Here is a 15,497-nt window from a genome sequence, read left to right as displayed (position 1 = left end):
AGTTTAAGGATATCCGTGGGATCAATGGAACCAAAGGTGGGGCCGGCGACACATTCGCCGTCCGAAAAGAGCATCGTCGGGATGACCATGGCCAAGAAGGTCCTCATCGTCGAGGATAACGAGCTGAACATGAAGCTGTTTCATGACCTGCTCGACGCACAGGGGTACGAGACGCTGCAGACCCGCGAAGGACTGCAAGCCCTCTCTTTGGCCCGTGAGCACCGTCCTGACCTCATATTGATGGACATCCAGCTTCCCGAAATCTCGGGGCTGGAGGTCACCAAGTGGCTCAAGGAAGACGACGAGCTGGCCCACATCCCTGTGGTCGCCGTCACCGCCTTCGCCATGAAGGGCGATGAGGAGCGCATCCGCGAAGGCGGGTGCGAGGCCTACATCTCCAAACCCATTTCCGTGTCGCACTTCCTCGACACCATCCGCCGACTCCTGGGGTAGGCCACCATGTCCGCACGCATCCTTGTCGTGGACGATATCGAGGCCAATGTCCGCCTGCTCGAGGCCAAGCTGAGCGCCGAATACTACGAGGTGCTGACGGCCTATGATGGCCCCACAGCGCTGGCCATGGCCGCGGCCGAACAGCCCGACATCGTACTGCTGGACGTCATGATGCCCGGCATGGACGGCTTCCAGGTCTGCCGCCGGCTGAAGGACGACCCTGAGACCCGCCATGTCCCCGTTGTGCTGGTCACCGCCCTGGACGGCCGCGCTGACCGGATCGCGGGCCTTGAGGCCGGCGCCGACGAATTCCTCACCAAGCCCATCGACGACGTCATGCTGTTCGCCCGGGTGCGCAGCCTGACCCGGCTGAAGACCGTCATCGACGAACTGCGGGTGCGTGAGGCCTCGGGCCGCCGCATCGGCGTCATCGCCGGCGCGGGTTCGCGCCTGGGGGGCACAGGCGGCCGGGTGCTGATCGTCGATGATCATGAGCGTCAGGCCCAGCGGATTTCCGCCGAACTCTCCATCGAACACCGGCCGGTCATCGAATCGGAGCCGGAAAAGGCCCTGCTGACCGCCCGCGGACCTGTCGACCTGGTGATCGTCAATGTCACCGCCCGCAGCTTCGATGGCCTGCGGTTCTGCGCCCAGCTGCGCTCCGACGAGGCCACCCGCCACCTGCCGATCCTGGCCATTGTCGATTTCGACGAGCGGCCGCGGCTGATGAAGGCCCTGGACATCGGGGTCAATGACCTGCTGTCCAAGCCCATCGACCCCCAGGAGCTGTCGGCCCGGGCGCGGACCCAGATCCGCCGCAAGCGCTACACCGACTATCTGCGGGACAATCTCGACCATTCCCTGGAGCTGGCGGTCACCGACCAGCTCACTGGCCTGCACAACCGCCGCTACATGTCCGGCCAGCTCGAAGCCCTGGTCAAGCGCGCCGCCCATGGGGGCGAGCCGGTAGCGACCCTGCTGATCGACATCGACCACTTCAAGAAGATCAATGACGGCTACGGCCACGATGTCGGCGACGAGGTGCTGCGCGAATTCGCCGTGCGCCTGGCCTCGAACGTCCGGGCCGTGGACCTGCCCTGTCGCTATGGGGGCGAGGAGTTCGTGGTCGTCATGCCCGGCACCCGGATCGAGGACGCCGAGCGAATCGCCGAGCGCATCCGCCTCCATGTGGCCGGCTCACCCTTCCGGGTGGCGCACGGAACCGAGCTCCTGACCGCCACCATCTCCATCGGCGTCGCCGCCACCATCGGCCCCGAGGACACCCCCGACACCCTGCTCAAGCGGGCCGACGAGGGGCTCTATGAGGCCAAGTCCTCAGGCCGCAACAGGGTCATATCCCGGGCGGCTTAAAACGATCTGGGAATCGTCCAGGGTAGAAACGCAAAACGCCCGGCTGATCCAGCCGGGCGTTTTCTTGTTCGCGTGCGCGGACAGCGATCCTACTTGATCTTGCCTTCGCGGAACTCGACGTGCTTGCGCACGACGGGGTCGTACTTCTTCATGACCAGCTTGTCGGTCTTGGTGCGGGCGTTCTTCTTGGTCACGTAGAAAAAGCCGGTGTCCGCCGAGGAGTTCAGGCGGATCTTGATGGAAGCTGGCTTCGCCATGGTCGGTCCTCGCGGGGCCGGGCAAGCGCGCTTCCCCGGTCGTCAATTCGAATGAGCCGCGGACAATACGAATCCGCAGACCAAAGTCAATGCGTGAGGTTGGGTCAGCAGCCTACTGTTCACGCTCCCGCCGTCGTCAGCCGTCCCGTCTGATAATCCAGGAACGCCTGCCGGATCTCGTCCACCGTGTTCATGACGAAGGGGCCGTGGGCGACGACGGGCTCGTCGATGACCGGGGCGGCGTAGAAGAGGGCGCGGGCAGGCGTCTGGGCCTTTACGGGCAGGATGTCGTCGGCGTCCGCAGCATGGGCCCAGGCGTGCTGGTCGGTGCGGACGGGGGTGGCGGCGGCGGCGACCTTGGCCTCGCCCTCCAGGACCAGCAGGAAGCCCCGCCAGCCGGCCTTGAGGGGCAGGTCCAGGGTGGCGCCCGCCTCCAGGCGCAGATCCATCAGGGCGAGCGGCCAGAGGCTGCCATGGGGGCGGACCTGCCCGCCCAGGTCGCCGGCATAGAGCCGCACCTCATAGCCCTGGCCGGTGACCAGGGCTGTCTCGCTGGCCCGCTGATCGCCGTAGCGGGCCGGCGTCATCTTCTGGGCGGCCGGCAGGTTGAGCCACAGCTGCAAGGAGTGGACGCCGCCTAGCCCTGGCATCTCCGAATGCATCACCCCGCCGCCAGCGGTCATGAACTGGACGTCGCCGGCCTCCAGCTCCCCATGGGCGCCGGTGTGGTCCTCATGCAGCATCTGGCCTTCGAGGACGAAGGTCACCGTCTCCATGCCCCGGTGCGGATGGGTGGGGAAGCCGGCCGGCGGGGCGAACCAGTCCTCGGCCAGGAACAGGAAGGGGCTGTAGGGACGGTGGTCCTGCGGCGCGATGATCAACCGGTTCTGGTGGCGGGGACCCAGCACATTGCGCGGGCCGGCGGTCTCAATGCGCTCGACGGAGAGGGCCATGGGGGCTCAGCCTTTGATCTTGGCGATCCAGGCGGCGAACTTGTCGGCCCAGCCCTCGATGAAGGCGGCGAACTTGGGATCGGCAAAGCCGCCGTCTTCGGTGAAATGCTCGTCCTTGTGGGTGAAATAGATCTGCGGCATGCCCATCACCGCCACATTGATGGCCGTGAGCACGTTGCGCAGGTCAACTTGCGCCGCGGCCGTACCGACCGCGCCAGGGGTTGCGCCGGCGATGGCGGCGGGCTTGCCCGACCACACCCCCTGGCCTGGGGGCCTTGAGGCCCAATCGATGGCGTTCTTCAGCACCCCGGGCATGGAGCGATTATATTCCGGGGTCACGAACAGGACCGCATCGGCCGCCTTTATGGCGTCCTTGAAGGCGATGACGGCGGCCGGCGGGTCGGCCTCGTGGTCCTGGTTGTAGAGCGGCACGTCGGCATATTCGAGGATCTGCAGGTCGAGCTTGGCCGCCGCGGTCCTGGCGATGGCTTGGGCCAGGCGCCGGTTCACGGACTGGGCGCGAAGACTGCCGATGATGACAGCGACCTGGGGACGATCGGACATGCGGACTCCTGGATGGTTTTCTAGAGGTGGCCGAGCTTATGGCCCTTCACCCCGAAACGCATATAGGGGGACGGACGCTCCGGATCATCCAGGCGAAGCACCGCTTCCTTGATCATGGTCCGGGTGACCATGGGCAACTCCAGGCCCAGCGCATCGTCGAAATCGACCCAGGCGATCTCTTCCAGTTCGCCGCAGTCGGGCTGTCGGTCGAGGCTGACGAGCCGCTCGGCGTCGGCCATCAGGAACCAGGTGTCGAACCGCTTGGCCAGCATGGGCGGGGTCACCGCCCGGGCGATGATCTCCATGGCCTCCAGGTCGGCCATGGCCCCTTGCGCCAGGAACTCCCGCCAGGGGCCGACGCCGGGCCTTGATGGGGTCTTCTTGGCCAGCAGCAGGCCGGCCTCCTCGAAGGTTTCGCGGATGGCGGCCATGGCCAGGGCGCGGCCCCGGCCAGGCTTGATGTGCCGGTCGAACTTGGCCGCCACCTCAGGGCGCAGGTCGGTGGCGTAGGGGGCGCGGAAGTCGGCCCGGTCGATGCGGCCGCCGGGAAACACCCAGAGATTGGGCATGAAGTCGTGGCCGCTGTTTCGCTTGCCCATCAGGACACGGGGCTTGGCGGCGTCCCGGCGGACCAGGATGATGGTGGCGGCGTCCCGGGGCTTTACGGCTCGGGCGCCTTCGGGGCGCATGCGGCCGCCCTCGGGGCGGCGGGGAATCTCAGTGTCGCTCATGAAACAACTGTATGACCGCCCGGGGACGCAGAGGAAGCGTGACGTAAGGGAAGGGGGCGGGCGCCTCGCCGGGCCCGGCCGGTGCGACTGGCCTATCTCACTTCACTGATTGTAGAGTTCTGGCATTTGCAACCTCGGGGGGAGGCAGAGCATGGCCGCCGAAGGCGACGCCTCGATTTCCATTCGCGACCGGCTGTTGAAGGAGCGCAATGCGCTCCTGGACCTGTCCACGCGCAATCGTCTGCTGAACACGCCTCTGCGGACCAAGAACAATCGCGCGATCGAGATTGTGGATGAGAAGGCTTCCGAGGTCTTTCGGTTGCTCACCTCGAACAAGGCGCTCAGTTTTGTCCCGGGCGTCCAGCTAAGCGACTCGGAGCGCGCTGAACTTGATCCTGATGACGCTGTCACGGGCGGTATTCCGCAGCCGACGGATGACACCCTCGACGATGAGGGGCGAGCCGCCCGTCACGTCGATACACGCCTACAGACGCGCCTGACATCCGAGGGCCTGCAGAAGCGACTGTTCGATGTTTGGTACGACGCCCAGACTCTGGAGCAGGAACAGGGCGTCAACATTCTGTACCTGGCCCTCGGTCTCTTGAGATGGTTTGACTCCGACGCCTCCGACATCGCCAGGCATGCGCCGCTTGTCCTGCTGCCGGTGAAGCTCGAGCGGACCAGCGCGGCCGACAAATTCAAGCTGCGTTGGCGTGAAGAGCCGCCGTCTCCGAACCTGACGCTTCAGGCCAAGATGAAGGCGGAGTTCGCCCTCACCATCGAAGACTTCAAGGATGAGGACGAGGTCGATCTGGCGGGCTACTGCGCCCGGATCGCCGAAACGGTGGCCAACAACAAGCGCTGGGAGGTTCTGCCTGACTCCATGGTGCTGGGTTTCTTCTCGTTCTCGAAATTCCTGATGTACCGGGACCTCGATCCGGAGAACTGGCCCGCCGAAGACGGCATCGACAGCCGCCCGATGATCAGCGCCCTGCTGCGTGACGGCTTCCCGGAGAGCGCTGCCCTCGTGGGGGAGCACGACGCCATCGACGACGTCATCAAGCCCCTTGAACTCCACCACGTCGTCGATGCGGACAGCTCACAGACGGTGGTCATTGCGGAGGCCGCGGGTGGACGCTCTCTGGTGGTGAAGGGGCCGCCCGGAACAGGCAAATCCCAGACCATCACAAACATCATCGCCGCGGCCGTGGCGCGTGGGAAAAAGGTACTGTTCGTCGCCGAGAAGATGGCGGCGCTGGACGTCGTCCATCGCCGCCTTCGACAGGTCGGCCTCGGTCCGCTGACCCTGGAGCTTCATTCGAACAAAGCCAATAAGCGCGCTGTTCTGGAGGATCTGAGGCGGACGCGGGACGCACAACACAAGCCAGCACGGGGCGATCTGAGCGTCATCGAAAAGTTGGGGGAGACCAGCAGCGCCCTGAACGCGTTCGCCCGTCGGCTGCATGAACCGCTCGAGCCCAGCGGCCTCAGCCCGCATGCGATCTTGGGGCTCTTGGGGCGGTCGCAGGACTCGGCGGCGGCGGCCGGCTATAGGCTGGCGGGCGCTGATCAGTGGGGGCGGGAGGACATCGCTGCACGGCGAGCCCTCATCGTCGATGTGGCCGACCGCGCCCGTGTGCTTGGGCCAGTTCCGGCAAACATTTGGCGAGGCGTCCGTCGTGACGCCCTCGACCCGGTAGAGCGCGAGGCGCTTGGGGAGAAAATTCGTGCGCTGTCCGTCGCGAAGGCCGAAGCCGAGCGACACGCCATCCTCAGCGTAGACGCCTTGGGAGCCCCGCCGCCTCAGTCCGTCGGTGACCTGAAGCGGTCCCTGGCCTATCTTTCCGTGACGCCACTTCCGCCTCTTCTTGATCGTTCCGCGCTGACCTCCCCCTTATGGAGCGACCTCGACGCCCTGCAGCGGGTGATCGAAATGGGCCGCACCTATGTGAACGCGTGGGGAAAGGCCGAGGCGGCATTCAACGAGGCCGGGCGAACCGCAGACTTTGAGCCTATTCGCGTAGCGGTCGTCACCAAAGGGGCGAGCCTGTTCCGTTTCCTCGATGGCGGCTATCGCGCTCAGATCGCGCTGCTCCGATCTTACCTGACAACACCCTTGCCCAAGTCCTCCGCCGAGAGGGTTGCGCTGATTGATCGCATGACGAGCGCCCAGAGCGCCAAGGCCGCCTTCGCCGCCGCCGAACCGGTCGGAGGCGCATTCGGTTCGGCCTGGAAGGGAGAGCGATCCAACTGGGACCAGCTCGACGTCATCCTGGCGTGGCGTCGTGCCCATGCCGCTCTCCCGGCATCCCTATGGAGCCGACTCGCAGATCCCGGGGACCTGACGCCGATCGAGGTCGCGCGAGCGGGCCTGGAGGCGGGACTGTCGGACTTTGAGGCAAGACTGGAGGCGGTCTTCGGTGAACTCGATCTTGATATCAAAAGGGCGTTTGGCGTCAGCGCCGTCGCAGATATAGCGCTTGAGGGTCTCGCCGACCGTCTGGCCGCGTGGCTCGCGGATCTTGAGGGTCTCAGCCGCTTCATCGCCTTTGCATTACGCGCCAGAGTACTGAGCGATCTCGGCGCGGCCAGTCTGGTCGACGGCCTGCATGACGGGCAACTCGATCACAGGACGCTCGGGCCAGCCTTCGAGCGGGCATATGCGGAAGTCCTGCGCGTTGCTCTGTTCGCCGCCTGGCCCGAACTGCGCGCCTTCGACGGCGACAGCCACAACAATCAGGTGGCCGCCTTCCGGCAATTGGACAGGGCGAGGATCGGACTTGCTCAGGAGCAGATCGTCGCCGCCCACGCCGAAGGGCGTCCGCGGGGCTCGGCGGGGATCGGTCCACTCGGCGTGCTCAACGCCGAAATCGCCCGCAAACGGGGCCACAAGCCCATTCGTGTTCTGCTGGACCAGGCCGGACCAGCGATTCAGCAGCTCAAGCCCGTCTTCATGATGAGCCCTCTGTCCGTCGCTCAGTTTCTGAAGCCGGGCGGTATTCAGTTCGACCTTCTGGTCATGGATGAAGCCAGCCAGATCGAGCCGGTGGACTCGCTGGGGGCCATTGCTCGCGCCAAGCAGATTGTTGTCGTCGGTGACGAGCGCCAGCTGCCGCCAACCGCATTCTTCAAAAAGCTGACAGGCGAGGAAGACCCCGACGAGGCTGATGACGCCGTCATCATCCAGGCCAAGGACGCCGAAAGCATCCTCGAGCTTTGCCTGGCCAAAGGCCTGCCTCATCGAATGCTGAGCTGGCACTACCGCTCAAAGCATCAATCCCTGATCGCCGTCTCCAACCGAGAGTTCTACGAGAACAAACTATTTATCGTGCCCAGCCCCTATGACGCCGTCGCCGGCATGGGGCTGAAGTTCAATCTTATGAAGGACACCGCCTATGACAGAGGCGGAACCCGGACGAACCCGATGGAAGCCAGGGCCATCGCCGAGGCCGTCATCCACCACGCCCGCACCAGCCCCGAGCAGACCTTGGGCGTCGCCACCTTCTCCGTCGCCCAGCGGCAGGCGGTCCTGAAGGAACTGGAACTGCTGCGACGGGAGAACCCCGACGTCGAGGACTTCTTCAGCGGCGCCTCTCACGAGCCGTTCTTCGTCAAGAACCTCGAGAACATCCAGGGCGACGAGCGCGACGTCATCTTCATCTCGGTAGGCTACGGCAAGACCGAGACGGGATATCTCGCCCACGCCTTCGGCCCCCTCAGCGGTGAAGGCGGAGAGCGGCGGCTTAACGTTCTCATCTCGCGAGCGAAGCTGCGGTGCGAGGTTTTCTGTAACTTCACCGGCGCCGATATCGACCTGGAGAGGTCGAGGGCCAGGGGCGTCGCGGCGCTCAAACTGTTCCTGACCTTCGCCGAGACAGGCCACTTCGGCCTGGGCGAAGCTACGGGCGAGGACTTCGACAGCGAGTTTGAAGCCCATGTTTGTGCGCGGCTTCAGGCTCTCGGCTACGCCGTGAAGCGTCAGATCGGAGCATCCGGATTCCGGGTGGACCTGGCCGTCTCGGACCCGGACAAGCCGGGTCGCTTCACCCTCGGGATCGAGTGCGACGGCGCCCAGTTTCATTCGTCTCGGTCAGCGCGCGATCGGGACCGGTTGCGTCAGCAGGTCCTTGAAGCTCATGGCTGGATCATTCACCGGGTCTGGAGCGCCGACTGGTATCTGCGTCCGAACACCGAATTGCAGAAGATCGAAGACGCCATCTCCGCCGCCAGGGCAGAATGGTCGGCTCGCGACGAGGACGGCTACAGGCCTGCGCGCGCCGTGCCGTTGTCATTCGAGGTCGAACAGGTCGCCGATGATCTCGATCTCGTCACGGCCGTTGTGGAGACGGGCGCCGCCTATGCGGCTGGCGGCAGCCACTATGTGGAAGCCGACTTCCCCGTCATGCGAACCGTCGAACCTCACCTGATCTCTCTGGCCCAGATGGCGGCCTATGTCGTGAAGATCGTGGAGATTGAGGGACCGGTGCACCTGGACGAAATCACTGCGCGCATCCGCATACTCTGGGGATTGGGGCGTGCTGGTTCGCGAATCCGCGCGGCCGTGGAGCGCGCGGCCCTGGCGGCGGTCCAGGCTGGATCGATAGTTGGTGGACCCTTCTACTCGGTCCCGGGACAGGTCGTGGGGACCAGAGACCGGTCCTTGGTCGGATCTCAAACTCTCCGTAAGCCAGATGCGCTTCCGCCCGCCGAGATTGACCATGCCCTCTTGACGATCGTCGACACCAATTTCGGCGCGGGCCGCGACGACCTCGTACAGGCGGCGTCGCGCGCGTTCGGCTTCGCAGCGACGAGCGCGCGGTTGCGGGAGGTTCTCAGTGCTGGGATCGAAAGACTGGAAGCGAGCGGCGCCGTGACGTCAAAGGGCGACCTGATCGTGCGGACGGCTGCAGCTTGACCTAGGACGCTACCGCCGCCGGTGCTTGCCCCCCTGGCGGGGCAGGGGCGGACGACCGGCCTTGCGGCGGATGCCCAGTCGCGGCCGCGGGGCGGTGGGATCTGGCGCGGCGGGCTCGCTCAGCATCTCGAACAGCAGGCCCCCGGTGATCGGGGTCGCCTCGCGCAGGCGCACCTCGACGCTCATGCCCAGCGGCCAGCGGGCGCCGGAGCGCTCGCCCACGAGCGCGTGCATCTTCTCATCGTGGATGAAGAACTCGTCCCCCAGATTGGAGATCGGGATCAGTCCGTCGGCGCCGGTCTCGGCCAGGCGGATGAACAGGCCAAACCGCGTCACCCCGGTGATGCGGCCGGCGAAGGTCGCGCCCACCCGGTCGGCCAGGAAGGCGGCCACATAGCGGTCTGTGGCGTCGCGCTCGGCGGCCATGGCCCGGCGCTCGGCGTGGGTGATTTCCTCGGCCGTGCCGCGCATGTGGGAGATGTCCCAGTCGCTCAGACCATCGGGGCCGCCGGGCAGGTTGAGCCCCAGGGCCTTGATCAGACCCCGGTGGACAATGAGGTCGGCGTACCGGCGAATAGGCGACGTAAAGTGCGCATATCGGTCCAGATTCAGACCGAAATGGCCGATATTGTCGGTGGAATAATGGGCCTGCATCTGGGTCCGCAGAACCACCTCATTGACGATCTCGGCGTTCGGCCCCTCCCGCGTCAGGTCCAGCAGCCGGTTGAACCGGTCGGTCCGCGCAGCCTCGCCCTTCGACCAGTTGACCGAGATCGAGCCCAGAAATTCCGCAAGAGAATCAAGCTTCTCCGGGCTCGGCGCGTCATGGATCCGGAAGATCAACGGCATCCGCTTGGCCTCCAGCGTCTCGGCCGCGCAGACATTGGCCTGGATCATCATCTCCTCGATCAGCTTATGCGCCTCAAGGGCCGGCCGCGGCGTGATCGAAGCCACCTTGCCGTCGTCGCCGATGACGATCCGGCGCTCGGAGCTTTCGATGGCCAGGGGCGAGCGGGCCTCGCGGCCCTTCTTCATGGTCAGATAGGCGGCCCACAGGGGCTTGAGGATGGGGTCCAGCAGGGGGCCGGCCTTGTCGTCGGGCTGGCCGTCGATGGCGTCCTGGGCCTGTTCGTAGGCGAGCTTGGCGGCCGAGCGCATCAGGCCGCGGACGAACTTGTGGCTGCGCTTGCGGCCATTGCGGTCGAACACCATGCGCACGGCCATGCAGGCCCGGGTCTCGCCTTCCCGCAGGGAGCAGAGCCCATTGGACAGCCGCTCGGGCAGCATGGGCTCCACCCGGTCGGGGAAGTAGACGCTGTTGGCCTTGTCCCGGGCTTCCCGGTCCAGGGCGCCGGCCGGACGCACATAGGCGGCGACGTCGGCGATGGCGACCCAGACGATCCAGCCGCCTTCATTGGCCGGGTCCTCGTCGGCCTGGGCGAACACCGCGTCGTCATGGTCGCGGGCGTCGGCGGGGTCGATGGTGATCAGCGGCAGGTCCCGAAGGTCCTCGCGGCCAGCCAGGGTCGGGGCCTGGGCGGCCTCAGCTTCGGCGATGGCCTCGTCGGAGAAACCGGTGGGAATGCCGTGGCTATGGATGGCGATCAGGCTGGCGGCGCGGGGCTCGTCCTCGCGGCCGACCACCTCCAGCACCTTGCCGCGCTTGGGGCCGTGATGGCGCTCGGCGGTCCCGACCTGGGCCAGGACCAGGTCGCCGTCCTTGAGCTGGCCGTCGTCAAAGACGATGAGACTTTCCTTGGACTTGCGGTCCACGGGCTCGATGCGGACCTCGCGGCGAACCTTGCGCACCACGCCCAGCACCCGGTGGGCGCTCTGGCCCAGGCGCTTGATGAGGCGGGCCTCGGTCTCGCCGCTCTCCAGGGTGACAAAGCGGACCAGCAGGCGGTCGCCAAGCCCTGGCGCCCCGGCCACCACCTCGGCCTGGTCTGGCGCCAGGTGAACCAGGGGCGTGTCCTCAGCCCCCTTGGTCAGGCGCACCAGCAGCTCGCCGTCGGTATCGCGCTCGACCACGTCGACCACCCCCACAGGAGGCAGGGCGCCGGCCTCGGCCACGCCCTTGCGGCCCCGGCGGCCGAGAACCCCCTCGGCCTGCATCTCCTTGAGCATTTCCCGCAGCGCCCGGCGGTCCACGCCCTTGAGCCCGAAGGCCCGGGCCAGTTCGGCGCGATCGGTCTCGCCGGTCTGGCGGATGAACTTCTGCAGGGTCTCGCGATCAGGCATGCCCTGAGGGGGACGCGAGGCAGGGCGCGAGGCAGGGCGGGGGGAGCGGGGCTTGGCCATGGCCCCTTCTAACGCGGGAATCGCCCGTCGGCTTCACCAAGTGCGACGGTCAGAGCGGCCTCAGTCGTCCTCATCGTCGCGAAAGGCCCCGAACAGGGTCAGGCCCTCAATGGTGGTCGCCCCGTCGACCTTGCAGACCGTGCGGACCGCGCCGTGGTCCCTCAAGGCCTGGGCCAGGCCTTCGGAATGGGTGACCAGCCAGACCTGGGTGCGTTCGGCGGCCTTGGCGATCAGGGCGGCCAGGGGCGCCATCAGGTCGGGGTGGAGGCTGGCCTCGGGCTCATTGAGGGCGATGAAGGGCGGCAGGCGATAGGCCAGCAGGGCGCCGGCCAGGGCCAGGAAGCGCAGGGTGCCGTCCGACAGCTCGGCGGGCTCGAAGACCCGGTTGGGAAACTCAGGCAAACGCAGCCCGAAGGTGGCGGTCCGCTCAGGCTGCGGCAGGTCCAGGACCGCGCCGGGAAAAGCGTTGGCCACCGCTTCGTCCAGGTCGCGTCGGTCTGCGCGGATATGGGCCAGGGTGGCGAAGACCGCGGCCAGGTTGGCGCCGTCCGAGGCCAGGGTGGGCGCAGCCACCGCGACGCAGGGACGTCGCAGGGGCGAGTCCGCGTCGGTGCGGACGTCATGGTAGAAGCGCCACTCCAGCAGGGTGCGCCGCACAGCATCCAGCTCCGGATAGCGGCCAGGATCCTCCAGGCGCCCGAGCAGGGTCTCGGGGGCGAGCAGATCGATGTCGAGGTCTGCAGGGCGGCCCTCGGCGTCTCGGGCCATGACGGCGGCGTTGCGCCGCTCCACCAGACGCGAACGGCGCTGGCCAGACAGATAGGTCAGGGTCTCGACCTTGACCTGGGGCTCGAGGTTGAAGGCCGCCGCCGTCACCCTTTGCGGGAAGCCGACCTCGACCTCGTAGCGAAAGGCGCTGTTGCGGCCGCCAGGGGCCGCCAGGGTGACCGACAGGGCGATCCGGGCTGGGTCCCTGGCCTTGCGGGGGCCCGCCCACATGGCCAGGTCCAGGCCTTCGCTCGCCAGCCGCGCGCCGAGCTGGTTCTGAGCGGCGGCCTGCAGCAGGTCGAGCGCGCGGTAGAGGTTGGACTTGCCGACGCCATTGGCGCCGACAAACACGTCGAGCCGCGACATCGGATAGGTGATGGCCTTCAGCGACCGGTAGCCCGAGACCGTGACCTCGCGGACGGGCAGGTCCACCGGCGCCTAGCTCGCCACGGTCTTCTTGGCGGGCGCCTTTTTGGCGGCCGGCTTCTTCGCGGCCGGCTTTTTAGCCGCCGTCTTGGAGGCCGTCGTCTTAGGGGCTGCGGCCTTCTTGGCGGCGGGGGCCTTTTCCGCCTTGGGCTTGGCGGCGGCCTTCTTGACCGGCTTCTTCTTGGTCCCGCCCTTGGCTTCCCGTTCGGCCAGGAGGGCGACCGCCTGTTCCAGGGTCACCTCCTGGGGATCGCCGCCCCGGGGGATGTTGGCGTTGGTGGCGCCGTGCTTGATGTAGGGCCCAAAGCGGCCAGACAGGATGCGCACCGGCGCCCCGTCGGCCGGGTGGACGCCCAGGTCCTTCAGCGCCGCAGCCTCGCCGCGGCGTCCCTTGCCGCCGGCCTTCTTCTCGGCGATCAGCGCCACGGCGCGATTGAGGCCGACCTCGAACACCTCGTCGATGCTTTCCAGATTGGCGTAGGCGCCATTGTGCTGGACGAAGGGGCCGTAGCGGCCAAGCCCCGCCAGGATCATCTGACCGTCCTCGGGATGGGCGCCCACCTCGCGGGGCAGGCGCAGCAGGCGCAGGCCCTTTTCCAGATCCATGGCGGCCGGCGACCAGGTCTTGGGCAGGCTGGAGCGCTTGGGCTTGTCGCCCTCGCCGAGCTGCACATAGGGGCCAAAACGTCCGTTCTTGAGGTGGACGATCAGGCCGGTCTCGGGATCGGTCCCCAACTCCCGGTCAGCGTTGGCCGCATCGGCCTCGTCGCCCTCGCTCTGGGCGATGGGGCGGGTGAAGCGGCATTCGGGGTAGTTGGAGCAGCCAATGAAGGCGCCGAACTTGCCGGTCTTCAGGGACAGCTGGCCCGTGGCGCAGGTCGGGCAGGCCCGGGGATCGGAGCCGTCGGCCTTCTGCGGGAAGATGTGGGGGCCGAGCGCCTCATTGAGGGCGTCCAGGACGTGGGTGACCCGCAGTTCGGAGATCTCGCCGACGGCGGCGTGGAAGTCCTGCCAGAACTCCCGCAGCAGCACCTTCCAGTCCAACTCCCCGGCTGAAACCAGGTCGAGCTTTTCCTCAAGGGCGGCGGTGAAGTCGTACTCCACATAGCGGCGGAAGAACTGCTCGAGGAAGGCGGTGACCAGCCGGCCCTTGTCCTCGGGCACGAACCGGTTCTTGTCCATCTTCACATAGTCGCGGTCCCGCAGCACGGTCAGCACCGAGGCGTAGGTGGACGGCCGGCCGATGCCGAGCTCCTCCATCTTCTTCACCAGGCTGGCTTCGGAATAGCGGGGCGGCGGCTCGGTGAAGTGCTGGGCGGCCCGGGCGGCGGCGACCTTGGCGGCCGCACCCTGAGACACCTGGGGCAGGCGGCCGGACTCTTCGTCGTCAGCGTCGTCGCGGCCCTCTTCGTAGACCGCCAGATAGCCGTCAAACAGGATCACCTGACCGGTGGCCCGCAGGCCCGTCTGGCCATCGGCGCTCTCCAGCTCGATGGTGGTCCGCTCAATGCGGGCGCTTTCCATCTGCGAGGCGATCATGCGCTTCCAGATCAGTTCATACAGCCGCCCCAGATCACCATCCAGGCGCAGGGAGCCCGGATTGCGGCCGAGGCTGGTGGGGCGGATGGCCTCGTGGGCCTCCTGAGCGTTCTTGGCCTTGGTGCGATAGATGCGGGCCTGTTCGGGGACATAGTCCTTGCCATAGACCCCGGCGATCACCTGGCGGGCCTCGTCCAGGGCCTCAGGAGCGGCCTGGACGCCGTCGGTCCGCATATAGGTGATCAGACCGACGGTCTCGCCGCCGATGTCGATGCCCTCATAGAGTCTCTGCGCCGCCTGCATGGTCCGCTGGGCTGAGAAGCCGAGCTTGCGCGAGGCTTCCTGCTGCAGGGTCGAGGTGGTGAAGGGCGGGGCGGGCGAGCGCTTGGCCGGTTTCTTCTCCACTGAGGCGACGGTGAAGCTGGCGGCCTTGACCGCGGCCTTGGCGGTCTCGGCGGCGGTCTCGTCGCCCAGGTCGAACTTGGTCAGGCGCTTGGCCTGGTGCTTGACCATGCGGGCGACGAAGGGATCGCCGCCGGCCGACACATCGGCGTCGACCGTCCAGTACTCCTGGGTCTTGAACCGCTCGATCTCGAGTTCGCGGTCGACGATCAGGCGCAGGGCCACCGACTGCACGCGACCGGCCGAGCGGGAGCCCGGCAGCTTGCGCCACAGGACCGGCGAGAGGGTGAAGCCCACCAGATAGTCCAGCGCGCGGCGGGCGAGATAGGCCTCGACCAGCTCCATGTCGATGTCCCGGGGAGCCTTCATGGCTTCGGTGACGGCCGACTTGGTGATGGCGTTGAACACCACCCGCTGGACCTGGGCGCCCTTGATGACCTTCTTTTTCTGAAGGACCTCCAGCACGTGCCAGGAGATGGCCTCGCCTTCACGGTCGGGGTCAGTGGCCAGGATCAGGCGGTCGGCCCCCTTCATCGCCTCAGCGATATCGTTGAGCCGCTTGGCGGACTTGGCGTCCACGTCCCAGCTCATGGCGAAGTCCTCGTCCGGTCGCACCGAACCGTCCTTGGGGGGCAGGTCTCGGACGTGGCCGTACGAGGCGAGGACGATGTAGTCGCCGCCCAGGTACTTATTGATGGTCTTGGCCTTGGCCGGGCTCTCGACGACGACGACGTTCATTTATGGAGCTTTGACTGGAGGTTACGCGAGCAAAACGCCCGGAACACAAAGGCGCGAAAGGTGGGCCGGGGGGGAGGGC

At 66.8% G+C, this 15,497-nt stretch carries 10 protein-coding genes; 3 read left to right on the top strand and 7 right to left on the bottom strand.

Translation table 11 applies throughout. The features are described from left to right. Positions 1-87 precede the first annotated feature (87 nt). Both Q8K84_RS07565 and Q8K84_RS07560 read left to right on the top strand, forming a co-directional pair. Positions 88-453 carry a response regulator gene (locus Q8K84_RS07565; RefSeq protein ID WP_300577463.1) on the top strand — a complete coding sequence of 122 codons (366 nt, stop codon included), beginning with the start codon at positions 88-90 and terminating at the stop codon, positions 451-453. 6 nt (positions 454-459) lie between these two features. Continuing rightward, positions 460-1,824, top strand: coding sequence for a PleD family two-component system response regulator (locus Q8K84_RS07560; protein ID WP_305282001.1), 1,365 nt, complete (start codon positions 460-462; stop codon positions 1,822-1,824). An 89-nt stretch (positions 1,825-1,913) separates the two neighbouring features. Here Q8K84_RS07560 and rpmG read toward each other — a convergent pair whose 3' ends face one another. The 4 genes from rpmG to Q8K84_RS07540 all read right to left on the bottom strand — a co-directional run bounded on the left by rpmG (position 1,914) and on the right by Q8K84_RS07540 (position 4,329). Further along, positions 1,914-2,081: a 50S ribosomal protein L33 gene (rpmG, locus tag Q8K84_RS07555; RefSeq protein ID WP_111458827.1), complete on the bottom strand. Its 168-nt coding sequence runs from the start codon at positions 2,079-2,081 to the stop codon at positions 1,914-1,916. A gap of 119 nt (positions 2,082-2,200) precedes the next feature. Continuing rightward, complete coding sequence (locus Q8K84_RS07550; protein WP_305282000.1) at positions 2,201-3,034, bottom strand: pirin family protein; 834 nt, start codon at positions 3,032-3,034, stop codon at positions 2,201-2,203. 6 nt (positions 3,035-3,040) lie between these two features. Further along, positions 3,041-3,598, bottom strand: a complete 558-nt coding sequence (locus Q8K84_RS07545) for an NADPH-dependent FMN reductase (RefSeq protein WP_305281999.1) — start codon at positions 3,596-3,598, stop codon at positions 3,041-3,043. 20 nt (positions 3,599-3,618) lie between these two features. Beyond that, positions 3,619-4,329: an NUDIX hydrolase gene (locus Q8K84_RS07540; protein ID WP_305281998.1), complete on the bottom strand. Its 711-nt coding sequence runs from the start codon at positions 4,327-4,329 to the stop codon at positions 3,619-3,621. Positions 4,330-4,480: 151 nt separating this feature from the next. Between Q8K84_RS07540 and Q8K84_RS07535 the strand changes: the two genes are divergently transcribed. Beyond that, complete coding sequence (locus tag Q8K84_RS07535; RefSeq protein ID WP_305281997.1) at positions 4,481-9,244, top strand: DUF3320 domain-containing protein; 4,764 nt, start codon at positions 4,481-4,483, stop codon at positions 9,242-9,244. A 9-nt stretch (positions 9,245-9,253) separates the two neighbouring features. On the opposite strand, the gene rnr is transcribed toward Q8K84_RS07535, so the two are convergent. The 3 genes from rnr to topA are packed head-to-tail and all read right to left on the bottom strand — an operon-like array spanning position 9,254 to position 15,418. Continuing rightward, entirely contained in the window at positions 9,254-11,545 is a 2,292-nt protein-coding gene (rnr, locus tag Q8K84_RS07530) for a ribonuclease R (protein WP_305281996.1), read from the bottom strand. 60 nt (positions 11,546-11,605) lie between these two features. Then, positions 11,606-12,745, bottom strand: a complete 1,140-nt coding sequence (locus tag Q8K84_RS07525) for an AAA family ATPase (protein ID WP_305281995.1) — start codon at positions 12,743-12,745, stop codon at positions 11,606-11,608. 6 nt (positions 12,746-12,751) lie between these two features. Next, the gene (gene topA / locus Q8K84_RS07520) at positions 12,752-15,418 is read right to left on the bottom strand and encodes a type I DNA topoisomerase (protein ID WP_305281994.1); all 2,667 of its coding nucleotides are present in this window, start codon (positions 15,416-15,418) and stop codon (positions 12,752-12,754) included. Between the last annotated feature and the right edge of the window lie 79 nt (positions 15,419-15,497).

This window comes from Phenylobacterium sp. (assembly GCF_030679875.1).
Taxonomy (GTDB): domain Bacteria; phylum Pseudomonadota; class Alphaproteobacteria; order Caulobacterales; family Caulobacteraceae; genus Phenylobacterium.
The sequence above is the reverse complement of the archived record's forward strand: the minus strand, read 5'-3'. Positions and strand labels throughout refer to the sequence as shown.